The 17,825-nt window shown below is 49.4% G+C and carries 14 protein-coding genes; 12 read left to right on the forward strand and 2 right to left on the reverse strand.

Annotation, left to right across the window (positions count from 1 at the left end; all coding sequences use genetic code 11):
- Nucleotides 1-101: 101 nt before the first annotated feature.
- Entirely contained in the window at nucleotides 102-1,367 is a 1,266-nt protein-coding gene (tilS, locus tag J2X05_RS19600) for a tRNA lysidine(34) synthetase TilS (RefSeq protein ID WP_310075800.1), read from the reverse strand.
- A 142-nt stretch (nucleotides 1,368-1,509) separates the two neighbouring features.
- On the opposite strand from tilS, the gene J2X05_RS19605 reads away from it, so the two are divergent.
- The gene (locus J2X05_RS19605; protein ID WP_310075802.1) at nucleotides 1,510-3,381 is read left to right on the forward strand and encodes a S9 family peptidase; all 1,872 of its coding nucleotides are present in this window, start codon (nucleotides 1,510-1,512) and stop codon (nucleotides 3,379-3,381) included.
- A gap of 16 nt (nucleotides 3,382-3,397) precedes the next feature.
- Complete coding sequence (gene greB, locus J2X05_RS19610; protein WP_310075804.1) at nucleotides 3,398-3,910, forward strand: transcription elongation factor GreB; 513 nt, start codon at nucleotides 3,398-3,400, stop codon at nucleotides 3,908-3,910.
- 59 nt (nucleotides 3,911-3,969) lie between these two features.
- Here greB and J2X05_RS19615 read toward each other — a convergent pair whose 3' ends face one another.
- Nucleotides 3,970-4,344, reverse strand: coding sequence for a DUF4870 domain-containing protein (locus J2X05_RS19615; RefSeq protein ID WP_310075806.1), 375 nt, complete (start codon nucleotides 4,342-4,344; stop codon nucleotides 3,970-3,972).
- Between the two features lie 251 nt (nucleotides 4,345-4,595).
- Here J2X05_RS19615 and metG point away from each other — a divergent pair, with 251 nt between their 5' ends.
- The 10 genes from metG (at nucleotide 4,596) to J2X05_RS19665 (ending at nucleotide 17,797) form a co-directional block, all read left to right on the forward strand.
- Nucleotides 4,596-6,617: a methionine--tRNA ligase gene (gene metG / locus J2X05_RS19620; protein ID WP_310075808.1), complete on the forward strand. Its 2,022-nt coding sequence runs from the start codon at nucleotides 4,596-4,598 to the stop codon at nucleotides 6,615-6,617.
- Nucleotides 6,618-6,807: 190 nt separating this feature from the next.
- On the forward strand, nucleotides 6,808-7,398 hold the full coding sequence (rsxA, locus tag J2X05_RS19625; RefSeq protein WP_007644160.1) for an electron transport complex subunit RsxA: 591 nt from the start codon (nucleotides 6,808-6,810) through the stop codon (nucleotides 7,396-7,398).
- Between the two features lie 42 nt (nucleotides 7,399-7,440).
- Entirely contained in the window at nucleotides 7,441-8,109 is a 669-nt protein-coding gene (rsxB, locus tag J2X05_RS19630; protein ID WP_310075816.1) for an electron transport complex subunit RsxB, read from the forward strand.
- Between the two features lie 20 nt (nucleotides 8,110-8,129).
- Nucleotides 8,130-10,508, forward strand: coding sequence for an electron transport complex subunit RsxC (gene rsxC, locus J2X05_RS19635; protein WP_310075817.1), 2,379 nt, complete (start codon nucleotides 8,130-8,132; stop codon nucleotides 10,506-10,508).
- Nucleotides 10,509-10,546: 38 nt separating this feature from the next.
- On the forward strand, nucleotides 10,547-11,623 hold the full coding sequence (gene rsxD / locus J2X05_RS19640) for an electron transport complex subunit RsxD (RefSeq protein WP_310075819.1): 1,077 nt from the start codon (nucleotides 10,547-10,549) through the stop codon (nucleotides 11,621-11,623).
- Nucleotides 11,623-12,288: an electron transport complex subunit RsxG gene (rsxG, locus tag J2X05_RS19645; protein WP_310075821.1), complete on the forward strand. Its 666-nt coding sequence runs from the start codon at nucleotides 11,623-11,625 to the stop codon at nucleotides 12,286-12,288. The genes rsxD and rsxG overlap by 1 nt, the downstream gene beginning before the upstream one ends.
- A complete protein-coding gene (locus J2X05_RS19650; RefSeq protein WP_310075823.1) occupies nucleotides 12,281-12,997 on the forward strand; it encodes an electron transport complex subunit E in 717 nt (238 codons plus the stop codon). The genes rsxG and J2X05_RS19650 overlap by 8 nt, the downstream gene beginning before the upstream one ends.
- A 29-nt stretch (nucleotides 12,998-13,026) precedes the next feature.
- Entirely contained in the window at nucleotides 13,027-13,854 is an 828-nt protein-coding gene (locus tag J2X05_RS19655; protein WP_310075824.1) for a mechanosensitive ion channel family protein, read from the forward strand.
- 461 nt (nucleotides 13,855-14,315) lie between these two features.
- On the forward strand, nucleotides 14,316-16,517 hold the full coding sequence (locus J2X05_RS19660) for a cellulase family glycosylhydrolase (protein WP_310075826.1): 2,202 nt from the start codon (nucleotides 14,316-14,318) through the stop codon (nucleotides 16,515-16,517).
- Between the two features lie 71 nt (nucleotides 16,518-16,588).
- Nucleotides 16,589-17,797, forward strand: coding sequence for an AraC family transcriptional regulator (locus J2X05_RS19665; RefSeq protein ID WP_310075829.1), 1,209 nt, complete (start codon nucleotides 16,589-16,591; stop codon nucleotides 17,795-17,797).
- Nucleotides 17,798-17,825: the final 28 nt, after the last annotated feature.

Genomic DNA, 17,825 nt, shown 5'->3' on the forward strand with positions numbered 1-17,825 from the left:
GTAATTCTAATCAGCACACACTGATTTAAAAAAATGGGATGCAATTGCATCCCATTTTTTTTGCCGCTCGTTCTTATTAGCACGCGATTTTTAGCGCCTGGTTATTGCCAGATTAAGCTGTATCCCGCTTCATTTTCTGCCGCTACAAACTCCGCACAAATCCATAAATCCCCGACTGCCACCAAATTATCACCACTAAAAACTAACGGCACTTTGTCGCGCAACCAGGGCTCAAGCTCGTACTCCTGCAACAATTTTTTTAATGTTTGCGAATGCTTTCGGTCTGCTGGCTTGCAGCGCTCGCCGCCCTCACGGTAGCCGATGCGCATATTCGGCAATCCGGTTTTCAAACGCGGTTTTATATCGCGCTCAACCAATTGCATGTGCAATTCCAATTCCGGCAATTGCAGCGGCAAGGCATATAAACGTTCGCGATAGGTTTGCAGCGCAACATTGCCCCAGGTTACTCGCGTTTGTGCATCCTCACGGCCGCCAAAAATTTGCTGTTCGATCTGTTGCCAATGCAATTGTTCAGGTGTGGTGTGGTTAATCAACCGCAGCCAATAGCGCAATATATTTTGCTTGCGGGCGGGCGATAAACCCAAGAGCGCATTTAGCTCAATACTCTGCCCCACTCGCTCGACTACAGGCTCTGCACGCACCAAATCCTCACGCGCAATTTCCTCCATCACACTTTCTTGCTGCGCGCACAATTCAGCGGTCTGCTGCCATTTACGTTTAAATTCCGGCCAGCGGCTGTGCAACAACGGCATAACTTGATTGCGTAAAAAATTGCGATCGTAATCGTCATCCAGATTACTTTCATCATCCACCCAACGGAGTTGATGAGCCACTGCATAATCTTCCAATTCTGCACGCGTAAAATGCAACAGCGGCCTTGCCAACAACCCTGCGCCGATTGCGCGCACCTGCGCCATAGCCGCCAAACCGCGCGGGCCAGTGCCGCGCATTAAGCGCAGCAAAAGTGTCTCGGCCTGATCATTGGCGTGATGTGCTGTTAACAGGTAATCATTAGGTGCGATATTTTTTTCAAATACTGAATAGCGAGCCATACGCGCCGCATCCTCAATACCTTTGCCGGTATTTTCCACGCGTACTTTTTCGGCGTGAAAAGGAATTGAGAGCTGCGCACAGAAATCCGCGCACTGTGTTTGCCATACATCGGCATTGGGGGAAATCTGGTGATTGATATGCAGCGCGCGCAATTGCACCGGCAAGTGCAATTGCGCCAAGGCATGGAGTAACACGGTAGAATCCAGACCGCCGCTAAACCCTATCCACCAGATAGCGGACGGTGAAGTAAGGATGGGTAGATAAGTGCGCAATTGTTCAGAGGTAAAAGCCATAACAACAGCTGCCCATAAATAAATCAGTGAATGCACACATTAAAGCGGAAAGCATAACAAATAAAAACCCTGCCTTGCCCCTGCTTCCCAATGAGAGGCAAAATACCACTCTATTTGTTATTGACTCAGGCGCAGCCAACACATGACAAGCATCCCCTTCGGCCGCTGGCCATCGCCCATTACTGCCGAATTGCTCACCGCCCAGGGTGTACGCATCAGCGAGCCGCAAGCCGTTGGCGATTGTATTTACTGGCTGGAATCACGCCCGCAAGAAAAAGGCCGCACGGCACTGGTGTGCAAATCTGACGGAGTAAGCACAGATTTACTGCCCACGCCGCACAGCGTTCGCTCCCGTGCACATGAATACGGTGGCGCGCCCTACCTCGCCACAACCGACGCAATTTTTTATGTATTGGATAGCGACCAGCGTATTTATCGCTACGACTTCACCTGCAAAGAAACGCACGCGATTACGCCAGAAGGCGCATTTCGCTATGCCGATTTTTGTTACGACCCTGCACGCGCGCGTTTAATTGTTGTACGTGAGGATTGCACCCTGGACACACACCACCCCACGAGCGCTATTGTGGCATTGAAGTTAAACAACCGTGAGAGCCAGATTCTCGCACAAGGTGCCGATTTTTATTCCAACCCGCGTTTATCTTCCAACGGTAAACAACTCAGTTTTTTGCGTTGGGATCACCCGAATATGCCCTGGGATAATACTGAATGTGTACTCGCACAATTAAATCCGGATGGCGATATTGTTAGCAGCACCGTTATTGGTGGCAACGTAGAGGAATCAATTTTTCAACCGCAATGGTCGCCTGCAGGTGAATTATTTTTTGTGTCAGACCGCAGCAACTGGTGGAATATTTATCGCTGGCGCGATGGAAAAGCAGAAGCCGTATACGCACTCAATGCCGAATTTGCCACACCCCAGTGGGTGTTTGGCATGAGCACTTATGGATTTTTATCACACCAAGAAATTTTCTGCTGTTTTAGCCAAAACGGTTTTTGGCAACTGGGCGTCATTAACACAACAACTAACACATTGGCAAAAATATCAGCAAATTTTCGCGATATATCTAACATCCATTGCAGCAACGGTAAGTGTTATTTTATCGCCGCCAGTGACGCACAAAGCGCGCAGCTCTGGTGTTATGACAGTGGAGAAATTAAGGCGCTGACAAATACTACACAATCTATTGATACGCGATTTTTTTCTGTTCCCCAAGCAGTGGAGTTTCCCACCCGTGATGGCGAAATCGCCCATGGATTTTTTTATGCACCGAAAAATCCAGAAGTGATTCAATTAGCAGGCCAATTACCACCACTACTGGTTATGTGCCACGGTGGCCCAACCGGTGCCACAGAAAGTTCGCTCAATTTAAAAATCCAGTTCTGGACTAGCCGTGGTTTCGCTGTGCTGGATGTAAATTATCGCGGCAGCACCGGTTACGGCAGACAATACCGGAATCGATTGAAAAATAATTGGGGCATCACCGATGTGATTGATGTGTGCAGCGGTGTAGATTATTTAGCAGCGCAACAACTCATCGATAAAAACAAAGTCGCCATTCGCGGCTCTAGTGCCGGTGGTTACACGGTGCTCGCTGCGTTGACATTTAGCGATGTGTTCAAAGCCGGAGCCAGCTTATATGGCATTGGCGATTTGGAAGCACTCGCGCGCGACACCCATAAATTTGAAGCACATTATTTGGATTCGTTAGTGGGTGAATATCCTGCACAACAAAACGTCTATCAGGAAAGATCTCCCATTCATCACATAGCGCAACTCAATTGCCCGGTGATTTTTTTGCAGGGGTTGCAAGATAAGGTGGTGCCGCCTGCGCAGGCAGAGGCTATGGTCACTGCCCTGCAGGAAAAAGGCATAATGACAAGATATGTAACCTTTGAAGAAGAAGGGCACGGCTTCCGGCAAGCGCACAATATCCAACGCGCACTCAATGAAGAGCTGGAATTTTATTTAACTGTATTTAGCAAACACTAATGGTTGGAGATAACTAATGGGACGTTGGCGTCCGCCCAGTGAAAAAGGTTCGGCTTATATTACTGCTGCCGGTTTTAAACGTATGAAAGATGAAGTCACCCAGCTGTGGAAAATCGAGCGCCCGCAAGTGACGCAAGTCGTGCACGAAGCAGCAAAAAATGGCGACCGCAGCGAGAATGGTGATTACATTTACGGCAAACGCCGTCTGCGTGAAATTGATTCGCGCGTGCGCTTTTTATCCAAACGAATGGAAGCTGTAACCGTTGTTGATCGTTTACCCGAAGACCAAAGCAAGGTTTTTTTTGGCGCTTGGGTGACACTGGAAGATGACGACGGCAATGAAAAAACCTACCAGATTGTCGGCCCCGACGAGTTTGATGTTGCACGGCATAAATTAAGTATGGATGCGCCCTTAGCGCGAGCAATGATGGGAAAACGTGTTGACGATGAGATAGTGCTGAAAAAACCGGAGGGCGAAGAGTTTTTGTATATCACCCGAATTGAATATAAACCTTATGATCAGGATTAATTAACACAGTTCACATCAACAAAAGGGCAGAAATTTCTGCCCTTTTGTCTGCGCAAAAATTATTTAATCAACCGCAACGCATAGGGAACACGGAAAGGTTTACCGCTCGATGCAGCGATCACCCCCAAAATGCAGAACACCAAATGGCAGATACCCACTGCGAACATCACAAATACACCAATCACAATAATCGCCAAAATCATCCCGGCGACATAACCGATCAACGCGGTGATTGACCAGTTGAGCGCTTCTTTACTCTGGTCAAGGATATAGGCGTCGTCCTTTTTAACCAGATACATCACCAAGCCGGGAATAAACCCGAAAAAGATGGTGCCCAACCACAACAATAACGCGAGGTTTTTTGAATCCTGTGAAACGCTGAGCGATACATCGGTAGTTGATGTCTGTTGATTTGAGTCTTGGTTATTGTCCATCGCATTCCCCTTCAAAGATGTGATTTGTAAATTGAGCGGCAGTACCCGGTACGCCGGGAAGCGCTGCGCGCTCCATGCTCCCAATACAGCTTGCCGATTATGCAGCAGCTATCGCTCAAGAAATAGCCATCACTGAAAAATAGCCGCTATAGTTCCGGCCTGATTGCGTGCGCGAAAAATGCTATAGTGCGCCCCATTTTTTCGGCTGGCCGCTACCGGCCATAGACTCCAGCTTTGACAGGTTTTAATCCATGACTCAATCACCCCGCAAGATCCTGGTTACCAGCGCCCTGCCTTACGCCAATGGTTCGATTCACCTCGGCCATCTGGTGGAATATATCCAGACCGATATTTGGGTGCGCTTCCAAAAACTGCGCGGTGTGGATTGCACTTACGTGTGTGCGGACGATGCGCACGGTACGGCGATCATGCTCAAAGCTGAGCAGTTGGGTCATTCGGCGGAACAGCAAATCGCCAATGTGAAAGCCGAGCACGAGGCTGACTTTGCCGCATTTAATATCGGCTTTGATAATTACCACTCAACTCATTCGGATGAAAATCGCGAGTTGTCGAACATGATTTATGGCCGTCTGAAGGCCAACGGCCATATCGCCAGCAAGAGCATTACCCAAGCTTATGATCCGGAAAAGCAACTATTTCTCGCTGACCGCTACATCAAAGGCACTTGCCCGAAATGTAAAACCGAAGACCAATATGGCGATAACTGCGAAAAATGCGGTGCAACCTATTCACCAATGGATTTGATCAACCCCAAATCCGCCATTTCTGGCGCAACACCGGTTGCCAAAGATTCCGAGCACTTCTTTTTTACCCTGCCCGAATTCAGCGACTTTTTGAAAGGCTGGACCCGCGCCGGTCATTTACAGGATGAAGTGGCAAACAAAATGGCGGAGTGGCTCGACGCCGGGTTGCAGTCTTGGGATATATCCCGCGATGCGCCCTACTTCGGTTTTGAAATTCCCGGCGAGCCGGGCAAATATTTTTATGTCTGGCTGGATGCACCCATCGGCTATATCGCCAGCTTGAAAAACTTGCTCGATAAAAAAGGCGAAGATTGGTATGAGTACTGGAAGCCGGACTCCACCGCTGAGGTGTATCACTTTATTGGTAAGGACATCGTCAACTTCCACGCCCTCTTCTGGCCAGCAATGCTGTATTCAGCCAATTTGCGCACACCAACCAAAATCTGTGTGCACGGATTCCTGACCGTGAACGGCACCAAGATGAGCAAATCGCGCGGCACCTTTATTAATGCGCGCACTTACCTCGATCATTTGAATCCGGAATACCTGCGCTACTACTTCGCGGCCAAACTGACCAGTAATGTGGACGATATCGACCTGAATTTGGAAGACTTCATTCAGCGCGTGAATTCGGATTTGGTGGGCAAGGTAGTGAACATCGCCAGCCGTACTGCCAAATTTATCAATAACGCCGGTGGTGTGCTGACCAGCGAGATTGCCGATGCTGACTTGTGGCAAAAGTTTGTGGATGGTGGCGAGACTATCGCCAATTACTATGAAACTCGCGACTACAGCAAAGCCATGCGCGAAATCATGGCGCTGGCCGATGCCGCCAACGAATATATCGCCACGCAGGAGCCTTGGAAATTAGCCAAGCAACCGGGCGCTGAAGCGCAAACCCAAGCGGTTTGTACCCTCGGGATCAATATGTTCCGTGCGCTGCTGACGTACCTGAAACCGGTATTACCTGCGCTGACTGCCGACGCTGAAGCCTTTTTGGGCGAAACACTTAACTGGAATGCGCCAATCAGTTTCCGCGCGGGCGAGAAGATCAACGAGTTCAAGCCACTGCTCACCCGAGTTGAAAAAGATAAGGTGGATGCAATGATCGATGCCAGCAAAGAAGCGCTCGCCACTGCTGCTCCCGCAGCAAAAGCGGAATCAGCCGCAGAACCTATTGCGGCAGAAATCGACTTTACTGATTTTGCCAAGGTGGATTTACGTATAGCCCTGATCGCCAATGCTGAACACGTGGAAGGCTCCGACAAGCTACTGCGTTTGACGCTGGATTTGGGCGGCGAAACCCGCAACGTATTCTCGGGCATTAAAAGTGCTTACGACCCGAAAGATCTGGTCGGCAAGCTGACTGTGGTGGTTGCCAACCTCAAGCCGCGCAAAATGAAGTTCGGTATGAGCGAAGGTATGGTGCTGGCTGCAGGCCCAGGCGATAAAGAGATTTATTTGCTGGAGCCGCATGCAGGTGCCAAGCCTGGGCAACGGGTGATGTAAAAATCCTATGGACACAAACACCTCCCCCTTTTTTAGGGGAGGCGTCAATCAGGGGAATAGAATAAGGATATAAATAAAGCCAATAAGGCTTTATGTCATTTTTATTGAGAATGCCTCTCCACTTGCCGATAATACGCAGCCCTCGCGTTCGGGCATTCATTTCGCGGCCTTCCTTCATTGGACAAACATCATGAGTTTCAGCGAATTAGCGATCATTTTGCTCAGTACGGTGCTGGTGAATAACTTCGTATTGGCACAGTTCCTCGGCCTCTGTCCGTTTATGGGCGTATCCAACAAGCTTGAGAGCGCTATCGGAATGGCGGGCGCAACGACGTTTGTAATGACACTCGCCTCTATTTGCACCTACCTGGTTGATACCTGGGTACTGGCGCCGCTGGAACTGCAATATTTACGCACTATCGCCTTTATTCTGGTGATTGCTGCGGTGGTGCAGTTCGTAAAAATGTTTATGGAAAAAACCAGCCCACTCCTCTATCGCGTACTTGGCGTGTTCTTGCCACTGATTACCGTGAACTGCGCTGTGCTCGGTGTTGCCCTGCTCAATACGCAAAAGGCACACAGCTTTTTTGAATCCACTATGTATGGTTTTGGCGGCGCCCTCGGTTTTGCGATGGTATTGGTATTGTTCTCAGCGATGCGTGAGCGTTTGGCCGTCGCCGATGTCCCTGTGCCATTCAAAGGCGCGGCGATTGGCATGATCACCGCCGGTTTAATGGCGCTGGCGTTTATGGGCTTTGGTGGGCTGGTCAGCCTGCAATAACGGACAACCTTTGGCACTTACACCAATAACTCTGGTACTGGCATGATCGAATTTATTCTCCAGAATCCCATCCTTAGCGCCCTGCTTGCGCTCGGTGGCCTATCGGCGGCATTTGGCGCGGTGCTGGGTTTTGCGGCGGTGAAATTCAAAGTCGAAGGCGATCCAATTGTTGATCAAATCGACGCACTCTTACCGCAAACCCAATGCGGCCAATGTGGTCATCCGGGTTGCCGCCCCTATGCGCAAGCCATCGCTGCGGGTGAAGATATCAACAAATGCCCACCCGGTGGCCAGGCGACTATTAATGCCTTGGCAGATTTACTCGATGTAGAAGCGCCCAGCCTTGACGCTGAACACGGCGAACATCTGGATGTAAAACGCATTGCCTACATCCGCGAAGACGAGTGTATCGGCTGCACCAAGTGTATCCAGGCCTGTCCGATGGATGCGATTCTCGGCGCCGCCAAACATATGCACACGGTGATCGCCGATGAATGCACCGGCTGCGACCTCTGTGTCGAGCCCTGCCCGGTGGATTGTATCGACATGATCCCTGTGGAAACTGACCTCAAAACCTGGAAGTGGGATTTGCCTGCGACCAACCAAACTCCTGTATTCCATGTAGTCGCCCACGAAGTGAATTTGATCGCCTCCGACCTCGGACGCGGCCAGGCCTTTGGCGATCAGCGCGACGGCGACAAAGCCGCGTAAATGACGAGACAGCTGCCGAAATGACAAGCCTGATCAAAGTATGGGAACTGCCTGGCGGCGTGCATCCGCCCGAGCACAAAGACCAATCCCTGCAATTGCCGCTGGGTAATATTCCGTTGCCACCGGTTTTAGTGATCCCGCTCAACCAGCATATGGGCACACCTGCGCAACCAGTGGTGCAAGTGGGCGAACGCGTACTGACCGGACAATTGATCGGCACCGCTGACGGCACCTTTAGCGCCAACACCCATGCGTCAACCTCGGGTACCGTGATTGCCATAGAAGAGCGCGCGATTCCGCATCCATCGGGCATGAATAGCGAATCGGTAGTGATTGAACCGGACGGCAAAAACGAGTGGATCGAACTGACCGCATGCGAGGACTACCGCAGCCTTGATCGCTTAACGCTACTCGATAAAATCCGCGCCGCTGGTGTGGCTGGCCTCGGTGGCGCGGGTTTTCCGACCGCGGTGAAACTCGCACCCAAATCGACCCAAGTGATCGATACATTGATCCTCAACGGCGCCGAATGTGAGCCCTACATCACCGCTGACGACATGTTGATGCAAGTGCGCGCCGCCGAATTGGTCGCAGGCACACTGCTGCTAAGCCATATCTTGCATCACCCTAAAAACCTGCTGATCGGCATTGAAGACAACAAACCCAAAGCCATAGCCGCCGTAAAAGCCGCTGTGGCGGGTGCCGCCGTCAATGATCCGGAAGCGGCGAATATTCAGGTCGTGGTATTCCCTACCAAATATCCCTCCGGTGGTGCCAAGCAATTAATCCAGATCCTCACCGGACGCGAGATTCCCAGCGGTCATCACTCAGCCGATATAGGCGTTATCTGCGTCAACGTGGGTACTGCCGTCGCTGCTTGGCGCGCGGTGCGTTTCGGTGAGCCGTTGGTGTCACGCGTTGCCACTGTTGTGGGTGAATCGCTCACCACCCAGCGCAATATTGATGTGCTGTTCGGTACCCCTACCAGCTATGTACTTGCCCAGCACGGCTTCAACGCCAACAACGCCTCGCGCGTAGTGATGGGCGGGCCGATGATGGGCTTTACCTTGCTGGATTTGGATGCTCCGGTCATCAAGACCACCAACTGCATTCTCGCCCCCAGCAAGCAGGAATTACCCGAGCCACTGCCCGCGCAAGCTTGTATCCGCTGCGGTATGTGCGCCGAAGTCTGCCCCGCCAGCCTGCTACCGCAACAGTTGTTCTGGTATGCGCAGGCGGAAGATTTTGATCGGCTCGAATCCCACAACCTGTTCGATTGCATCGAGTGCGGCGCCTGTTCTTATGTGTGCCCGAGTACGATTCCGCTGGTGCAGTACTATCGCGCCGCCAAAGGCAGTATCCGCCTGCATGAAATCGAAAAAGAAAAGTCTGACCGCTCGCGCCAGCGCTTCGAATTCCGCCAGCAGCGCATCGCCAAAGAAGAAGCCGAGAAAGAAGCAAAACGCGTAGCGCGCCAAAAAGCAGCAGAAGAAGCCAAGAAGAAACTGGCTGAAAAAGCGGCTGCACCCGCTCCATCAAGCAATGTCATTAGCGCTGCGGCAGCCGTCTCCAGCGCAGTACAGGTCGCGCCCGATGAGCAAAAAGCCAAGCTTGAACGGCTGGTGGCTGCCGCTAAAAACACCTTGGAGTTCCAGCAAAAACCGCTAGTGCCCAATAAAACCAATCCAGTCATTAGCGACGAGCAGCTGGTCAAACAGCAAGTGCGTATTAAACAGGCTGAATTAAAGCTTGCCGAAGCCGAGAAAAAGCTCGCCGACTTCTCTGCACAAACAAGTAACGCCGAACCAGGGGCAACTTCAGCTCCGGTTACCGTTGCAGCCGCCGCAGTAGCACCGGCAGTCGACATGAACGACCCGGTTGCCGCCGCTATCGCCCGCGCGCAAGCCAAATTGACTATGTCACCGGAAGACAAAGCCCGCGCGAATCTGGAATCCTTGCGCGCACGTTTGGCCAAAGCGGAAGAAAAAGTCGCGACCGCTAAAACCGAAGGCAGCGCCAATTTGGATGCGTTACAGCAAGGCGCTGAAAAACTGCAGCAAAAAATTACCGAGGCACTCGCCGAGCTGACGGCATTGGGCATTAAAGATGAGCCTATCGCAGTGCCTGAACCTGTGGCACCAGTTGCACCGGTCGCAGAACCTGTGTCCGCAGAACAAAGTGCAGCTCAAGCCGCGATAGAAAAAGCCAAAGCCAAGGCCGCTGCGATGGCGAGCATGAGCGATGAAGAAAAACGCGCTGAGCAGATCCAATCCCTGCAGACCCGTCTGGCCAAAGCACGCGAGCGCTTAGCCAAAGCCGAAGCAGACAACGACGCAAATATAGAAGCCTTCCGCGCAGGTGTGACGAAGCTGGAAGAAAAACTGAATGAGCTGGCATAGTGCAGCTCTGCTGCACAGTGGTTTAACGAGATAACAGCATGGCGTTATTAAATATCACCTCGCCCCATACCCACGGGGCCAATCGCACCGGGCGCATCATGCGACTGGTGGTTTACGCCACTATTCCCGGCATAGTCGCACTCACCCACTTTTTCGGGATTGGCGTGTTGATCAATGTGCTGTTAGCGAGCTTGAGTTGCATCGCCTTTGAAGCACTGGTGATGAAACTGCGCGCCCGCCCGGTTATGTTCTACTTGCGCGATTGCAGCGCACTGGTAACGGGGGTTTTGATTGGCGTTTCGCTGCCGCCTTACTGTCCTTGGTGGCTTGTAATCAGCGCGAGTTTTGTCGCCATAGTATTAGCCAAGCAACTCTACGGCGGCATGGGTTTTAACCCGTTTAATCCGGCGATGGTCGCCTATGTACTCCTGCTGGTTTCTTTCCCCGTAGAGATGACGCAATGGGCAACGCCGCTACCGATGCTCGCCGATGGCCAAACCGCGCCCAGCCTTGTGACAGCACTGGATAAAATCTTTTTCAGCACGCCAATTGATGGCTACAGTTCTGCCACCGTATTGGATGTGATGAAGCAAAACTCCGGTCTGACACTGGACGATCTCTATCAACAACAACCGGTGTTTGTGCAAGGCCGCTGGGCGGGCGCGGGCTGGGAGTGGGTGAATATCGCGTTCTTGCTGGGCGGGATTTATTTGCTCTACAAAAAAGTCTTCACCTGGCATGCACCTATCTCAATGCTGTTGGCATTGGTGGTTATGTCTGCCCTGTTTTATGACAGCGGCAGCTCCAACTCTGGCGGCTCGCCGATTTACCACCTGCTCTCGGGCGCGACTATGCTCGGTGCATTTTTTATTGTGACTGATCCAGTCAGCTCAGCAGTAAGTACGCGCGGCCGCATCGTTTACGGCGCCTTGATCGGTGTATTGATTTATGTGATCCGCGCTTGGGGCACCAGCTATCCCGACGGTGTAGGTTTTGCGGTGTTGTTGATGAACTTTGCTGCGCCCTTTATCGATTACTACACCACGCCGCGCACCTACGGCCACAAAAAACCGCGGCGCGCGACTGACGCCAGCAAACAAGATGGAGGTCACTGATGCTCGGCCAATCCATTAGCAAGAACAGTTTTATTCTCGCTGCTTTTGCGGTGTTTACCGCTGGAGCATTGGCGCTGACCAATCTCGGCACCCAAGAACGTATCGCCGCCGCTGAACGCGCGGCACAACAGCGCGCCCTGTTTGAAATAATTCCACTGCAAGATCACGATAACGATTTGCTCAACGACACCATCCCCGTACCCGATAGCGCATGGGAACCTTTAGGTGCCGGGGCAGACAGCAAAATTTATCGCGCCCGCCGCGGCAATGAAATCACTGCGCTGATTATTCCCGCCACCGCACACGATGGTTATTCAGGCGATATCAGCATGATTGTCGGCGTGAAGCGCGATGGCAGCATCGCCGGTGTACGCGTGTTGCTGCACAAGGAAACACCCGGTCTGGGGGATAAAATCGAACTCAAAAAACACCAGTGGATTTTAAGTTTCAATGGCAAAAACCTGAACGTGCCGGTGATTGAAGAATGGAAAGTGAAGAAAGATGGCGGTGTTTTTGATCAATTCGCCGGTGCCACTATCACACCACGCGCAGTGGTCGGCCAGGTAAAACGTGTATTGGAATTTGTCGCAGCTAATCAGCAAAGTTTGTTTAGCGATACCCAGCCACTTGCCCAAACGGTACCAAAAGGTGAAGCCCATGAGTGATGTCAATTACCAAGAGATTACCCAAAAAGGCCTATGGGGCAATAACCCTGCGCTAGTGCAATTGCTTGGCCTCTGCCCCCTACTAGCGGTGAGCTCAACGGTCGTCAACGCGTTGGGATTAGGGCTGGCAACACTGCTGGTACTCACCAGCACTAACTCTGCGGTATCACTGATTCGCAAATACGTGAGCGATGCAGTGCGCCTGCCCGCATTTGTGATGATCATCGCCTCGGCCGTAACCTGTATTGAATTGCTGATGAAAGCCTTCACCTACGAGCTGTATCAAATTCTCGGTTTATTTATTCCACTGATCGTGACCAACTGCGCCGTACTCGGCCGCGCTGATGCCTTCGCCAGTAAAAACAAATTAATTCCTTCTGCCGTTGACGGTTTTATGATGGGAATGGGTTTCTTGCTAGTGCTGGTCTGTGTCGGTGCGGTGCGCGAATTGCTCGGCACCGGCCATTTATTTGCCGACATGCAACTCTTGTTTGGCGAATCAGCCCGCAGTTGGCAACTCAATGTGTTTGGTGAAAGTTTTCCCAATGTGATTTTCGCGCTGCTACCGCCCGGTGCATTCATTGTGGTGGGTTTTTTAATCGCCGGAAAAAATGTGATCGATGCAAAATTAAAAGCGCGTGCCGATGCCGTTAAAGAGCAGGCAGCCAAAGGCAGTAAACGCGTGCGTACTACCGGCAGTGTCGCTTGATAAATATTGCCCGATAAAGGAAAAGAAGAATGTTTGAGATTGATAAAGCTGAATTAATCACGTTTTACTCCAAATTTATTGCGCCCTGGAGTATTAAAATCCTGATTGCACTGCTGATTTTTTTCATCGGGCAATTGGTTGCCAAATTCATCGCACGCATACTCGGCAAAGTACTTGGCCGCACCAAGCTGGATAGAATTCTGGTGGAATTTATCCAGTCGCTGGTGAATGCCCTACTGTTGGTGTTTGTGATTGTCGCCGCACTCGATCAATTGGGCGTGAACACTAATTCCGTTATTGCCGTGTTAGGTGCAGCCGGATTGGCCATCGGATTGGCACTACAAGGCTCCCTGCAAAACTTTGCTGCCGGTTTCATGTTGTTAATTTTCCGCCCATTCAAAGGTGGCGATTTTGTCGAGGCAGCGGGCACAGCCGGTGTTATCGAAAAAATTGGTATTTTTTCAACGACCCTGCACACCGGCGATAACAAAGAAGTGATTATTCCCAACAGTGCCATCTACAGCAGCAATATCGTCAACTACTCAAAGCGCCCTACCCGTCGCATCGATATGGTTTTCAGCATTGGCTATGAAGACGACCTGCGCGCTGCGCGCGATATTATCGCCGCTATTATCAAAGATGAGCCGCGCATATTACCGGAGCCGGACACCCTGATTGCCGTGGGCGAGCTGGCTACCAACAGCGTGAATTTTTTTGTGCGCCCCTGGGTAAAAACGGAAGACTATTGGGACGTAAAATTCGCCCTCACCGAAAAAATCAAACTCGCCTTCGATGCCAATGGCATCACTATCCCTTTCCCGCCCATCCATATCCACAGTAACAAAGCCCCCGCTTAGCCATCCGAATCAGTAACCAAGGTTGAGGCGACCCATCATCATGAGTGTCGCCTATCCTACCGTTACCCTAATTCCCACTTACGCGGGCAACATTTCAGCTGAACTCGATAAAACCAGAAAGCATTTTTTTAATCACCTTATAACGAATTTTTTTCACATTGTTATAAGTTGTTGATTTTAAATAGCTTGGTTTTAAAACGTATTCCGTGCTCTGCCCCCAAAGCATTTCCCACGACGTGTGAATTAAAAGTGGGACTTTAAATGTACGTACGATTTAACGCCATTCAGTTGATTTGCAGTTTGCAAGACTCCTGCGTTTGTAAAAAGACTTAGCCTTTCAATCGCGAATCGGATGAGTTGCGAAAGCATCGCATTACGACAACACCCTCTCTGTAGTCGATACAGATATACCTCCCAATAATGAATAAAACGAGGATTATATGTTTAGATTCTTTAACCCTATGAAAGCTCTTAAAATCGGCTTGTCCTGCCTTGCATTGGCAGGATGCTTTTTGTTCTCAACTACCACCTATGCGCAGTATGTCCGGGCTAACGGCAATCAGATTGTTGATGAAAGTGGGCAACAACTCTTTTTCAACGGAACCAATCTCGGCAATTGGTTGCTGTGGGAAGGTTATTTAATGATGGGGGAAAATGGGTACCTCACCCACTCCCAATTCCTGAATAAACTCACAGCAGCGGTTGGCAGTAAAACCAAAGCGAAAGAATTCGAAAGGCAATGGCGTTTGAACTACGTAACGAGAGAGACTATCGACGAGCTCGTCGGTTTGGGCTACAACTCGGTTCGGGTGCCATTCCATTACGACATGTTCTACAACAAAGAGACCAAACAGCTGACCGATGACGGATTTAAGTACATCGACAACCTGATCGAGTATTGCCGGTATAAGAAGATGTACATCCTGTTGGACATGCATGCTGCACCGGGTTATCAAAATCCGGGAGATCACAGTGACAATGAAAAGGCACTGGGGCGTACTGATGATTGGGGCAAAGCAGAAGACCGGAAAACGGTCGGGTTTTGGGATGGTACTGTCAACGGTGCTATCGGCGAAAACGTGAAGATTGCAAGTCAAGTCTGGCGGCATATCGCCCTGCGATATAAGAATCAGCCCATTATTTGGGGTTATGACCTGATCAACGAGCCAGTAACTAAAGAAGGGGAAGGCAACCGGTTAATGCCCTCGTTTAAAGCTATGAGGGATGCAATCCGCGAAGTCGATCCTAATCACGTTATCGTGTTGGAAGGCGATTGGTGGGGAAGTTATATGAACGTTTTCGATGCGCCCATAATCGATAACAACATTGTTTTACAAACCCATCACTATGTTCACGGCGTCCAAGCGGATATAGCCCTGCTGCACGAGCGAGCAGACCTGGCGAACAAACTGAATGTCCCCATCATCCTGGGTGAATTCGGTGAGGATAACCTTGATTATTTACGCCAAATTGCAAATATCGCCAGAGATCGCTACGACGGTTCTTTTGCATGGTCGTTTAAAAAAGTCAGTAAAGATAAAACGCTTTGGAGAATTAACCCAACGACAGCCTATCAAAATGTCGTTCGTGCGATTAAATACAACACCACAGTATCTGACGCGGATTACCAAGGCGCTATGCAATTTGCGCAATACAATATTCGCAACAAAGCTTCAGGCTTGGATTGGTTTCAAGACTTTTACGAGAAAACAACTAACCCAATCACTGTCAGCACCCCATGTGTTCGCTCTGCATACAAAAACGTAGCTCTTCCAGGTGTGATTCAAGCAGAAGACTTTGATAACGGCTGTATGAACCAAGTCTATGCCGATTCAAGCACAGAAAATGCCGGTGGCGCTTATCGGGTAACGAATGTTGATATTGCATCAACAACTGATAATGGAACCTCTGGCTATTACGTGGGATGGACAACTGCAGGCGAATGGCTCGATTACACAGTGGATATTCCTCAAGCAGGCAACTACACCTTCACTTATCGGGTGGCATCTCCGTATTCAGGTGGTTCAATCACCATGAATGTGGTTGGTGTGGCAGGAATTAACCTGATAACCGCTGTTCCACAAACAGGGGGCTGGGAAAGCTGGAGGGACGCCGTGTCGTCGTCAGTAAATTTGCCTGCAGGAAAACAAACCATTCGATTGACACTGAGCGGCGGATTTAATGTGAATAGCACTAGCGTCACATCAAATTCCATCACTATTTCCGGAACTTATGCCATCAGGTCAAAGGCGACTAACAAGGTATTGGACATCCGTTTAGATGAATTGGGCCTCAACAAACTGAATGGAGCTAAAATCCAGCAATGGAGCTACGAGAATATCGATAACCAAAAATGGAAAATCGAACGCGTCGGTGACGCCTATAAAATTATCAGCGTACACAGCGGCAAAGCGCTGGATGTCGCAAACAATAATCGGGAAAACCACGCGAATCTCCAACAATGGGACTACGTGAATGCTGACAACCAGAAATGGAAACTTAACTATGACCAAGCATCAGGCACCTATTCTATTATTTCTGTAGCGACTAATAAGGCAATAGATGTTCCCTTAGGTAACCCGGACAACAGCACACTCCTGCAGATGTATGATTTCCACCCCGGAAATATCAATCAACAATGGACGCTAAATAAACTGCAATAGCCGTTGTCTGCTGGACTATTATTATTAATACCTCCCACTAACGGCCACGCCTCAGGGCGTGGCTTTCTTTTTTGTCAATCTTATTTTCTTTGCATATGAATGAAACTTTATTCAACTTTCATGACGTATTAATGGTATTGACCGCGTTTGAGTGCTTTCTTTTTGCATTGTTATTGGCCGCTACCAATAAAGAAAAAAATGCGAGCACATGGTTTCTGGTGGGCTTTTTAGTGTGCCATTTTTTTATTCCCCTGCATGAACTCACGTTCTGGGGAGGACAATTCCGCATTTGGCTGTTAGAAAAATCCCCAAACTTGTTTTTTTGGGGAAGCCATGCCTATTTTTTAGATGGTCCCTTATTATATTTTTTCGTAAAATCCTTATTGTTCCGGGATTTTAAACTGCGCAAGGAACATCTATGGCATTTAGTACCTGTGTTTACTTATTTTGTCGCTATGGTAGTCATTTTTTATAGCCGCAATTACGAAACGCAATACTGGTTAATAAAATCCCAACATATTGCCTATTCAGCACCTTATCTCTACCTTGAGGCCGCAGGCCGTTATATCCGGTTAGCCTATTCTTTATTTTGTTTCTCGTTAGTTTTTACTTATCATCAACAATTACAGCATGTCTACGCTAATTTAAAGCTGGGAGATGTAGCATGGCTTAAAATTATGCTGTCCTGTTTTGCACTCTTATTTGCGTGGGATGCTGTACTGTTGACAATAAAACTTTTTGAATTGGCCGAGGACTTTTTCAATCTCAATTTATTAAATATTGTCGGCCTCAGTGGGTATTACTTAAATTTTATTGTTGTGAACGTACTGATTTTTTTACGGTTTATCTATTTTGTTTTTGTTCCTACTGTCAATGAACAACCTCCCTTTTCCAGAAAAGAAGACAAACTTAAACTGATAGACCACAGGTTAATTAAAAATCTGGAGAGGGTTATCAAAGAGCAACGCTACTATGTTAACCCGGACATTACGTTAGATAAATTAGCGGACAAAGTGGGCACACCACCACGAAAGTTATCAATGATAATAAAAACTCACTATAAACAGAGTTTTTACGATTTTATTAACACTCACCGTATTATTGAAGCCAAACGCATGCTGAATGAACCAGTGGAATTGAGAAAAAGCATTACCGATATCTATTTAGAAGTGGGGTTCAACAGCAAGTCTGTTTTCAACAGTTTTTTCAAAAGAACAGAAGGCATTACGCCAAGCGAGTATCGCGACCGCCATCATTCATCTATTACCACGAACAATTAACACATGGGATCATGCAGATCCCATGTGT

It is taken from the genome of Cellvibrio fibrivorans (assembly GCF_031457055.1).
In the GTDB taxonomy this organism is placed as follows: domain Bacteria; phylum Pseudomonadota; class Gammaproteobacteria; order Pseudomonadales; family Cellvibrionaceae; genus Cellvibrio; species Cellvibrio fibrivorans.

Excerpts from the sequence above, each read along its gene's own strand:
- J2X05_RS19615 (WP_310075806.1), bottom strand. The coding sequence starts at position 4,344 with ATGGACAATAACCAAGACTCAAATCAACAGACATCAACTACCGATGTA.
- J2X05_RS19650 (WP_310075823.1), top strand. The coding sequence starts at position 12,281 with ATGAGTGATGTCAATTACCAAGAGATTACCCAAAAAGGCCTATGGGGC.
- rsxA (WP_007644160.1), top strand. The coding sequence starts at position 6,808 with ATGAGTTTCAGCGAATTAGCGATCATTTTGCTCAGTACGGTGCTGGTG.
- J2X05_RS19605 (WP_310075802.1), top strand. The coding sequence starts at position 1,510 with ATGACAAGCATCCCCTTCGGCCGCTGGCCATCGCCCATTACTGCCGAA.
- J2X05_RS19660 (WP_310075826.1), top strand. The coding sequence starts at position 14,316 with ATGAAAGCTCTTAAAATCGGCTTGTCCTGCCTTGCATTGGCAGGATGC.
- rsxB (WP_310075816.1), top strand. The coding sequence starts at position 7,441 with ATGATCGAATTTATTCTCCAGAATCCCATCCTTAGCGCCCTGCTTGCG.
- rsxC (WP_310075817.1), top strand. The coding sequence starts at position 8,130 with ATGACAAGCCTGATCAAAGTATGGGAACTGCCTGGCGGCGTGCATCCG.
- rsxD (WP_310075819.1), top strand. The coding sequence starts at position 10,547 with ATGGCGTTATTAAATATCACCTCGCCCCATACCCACGGGGCCAATCGC.
- tilS (WP_310075800.1), bottom strand. The coding sequence starts at position 1,367 with ATGGCTTTTACCTCTGAACAATTGCGCACTTATCTACCCATCCTTACT.
- rsxG (WP_310075821.1), top strand. The coding sequence starts at position 11,623 with ATGCTCGGCCAATCCATTAGCAAGAACAGTTTTATTCTCGCTGCTTTT.
- J2X05_RS19655 (WP_310075824.1), top strand. The coding sequence starts at position 13,027 with ATGTTTGAGATTGATAAAGCTGAATTAATCACGTTTTACTCCAAATTT.
- greB (WP_310075804.1), top strand. The coding sequence starts at position 3,398 with ATGGGACGTTGGCGTCCGCCCAGTGAAAAAGGTTCGGCTTATATTACT.
- metG (WP_310075808.1), top strand. The coding sequence starts at position 4,596 with ATGACTCAATCACCCCGCAAGATCCTGGTTACCAGCGCCCTGCCTTAC.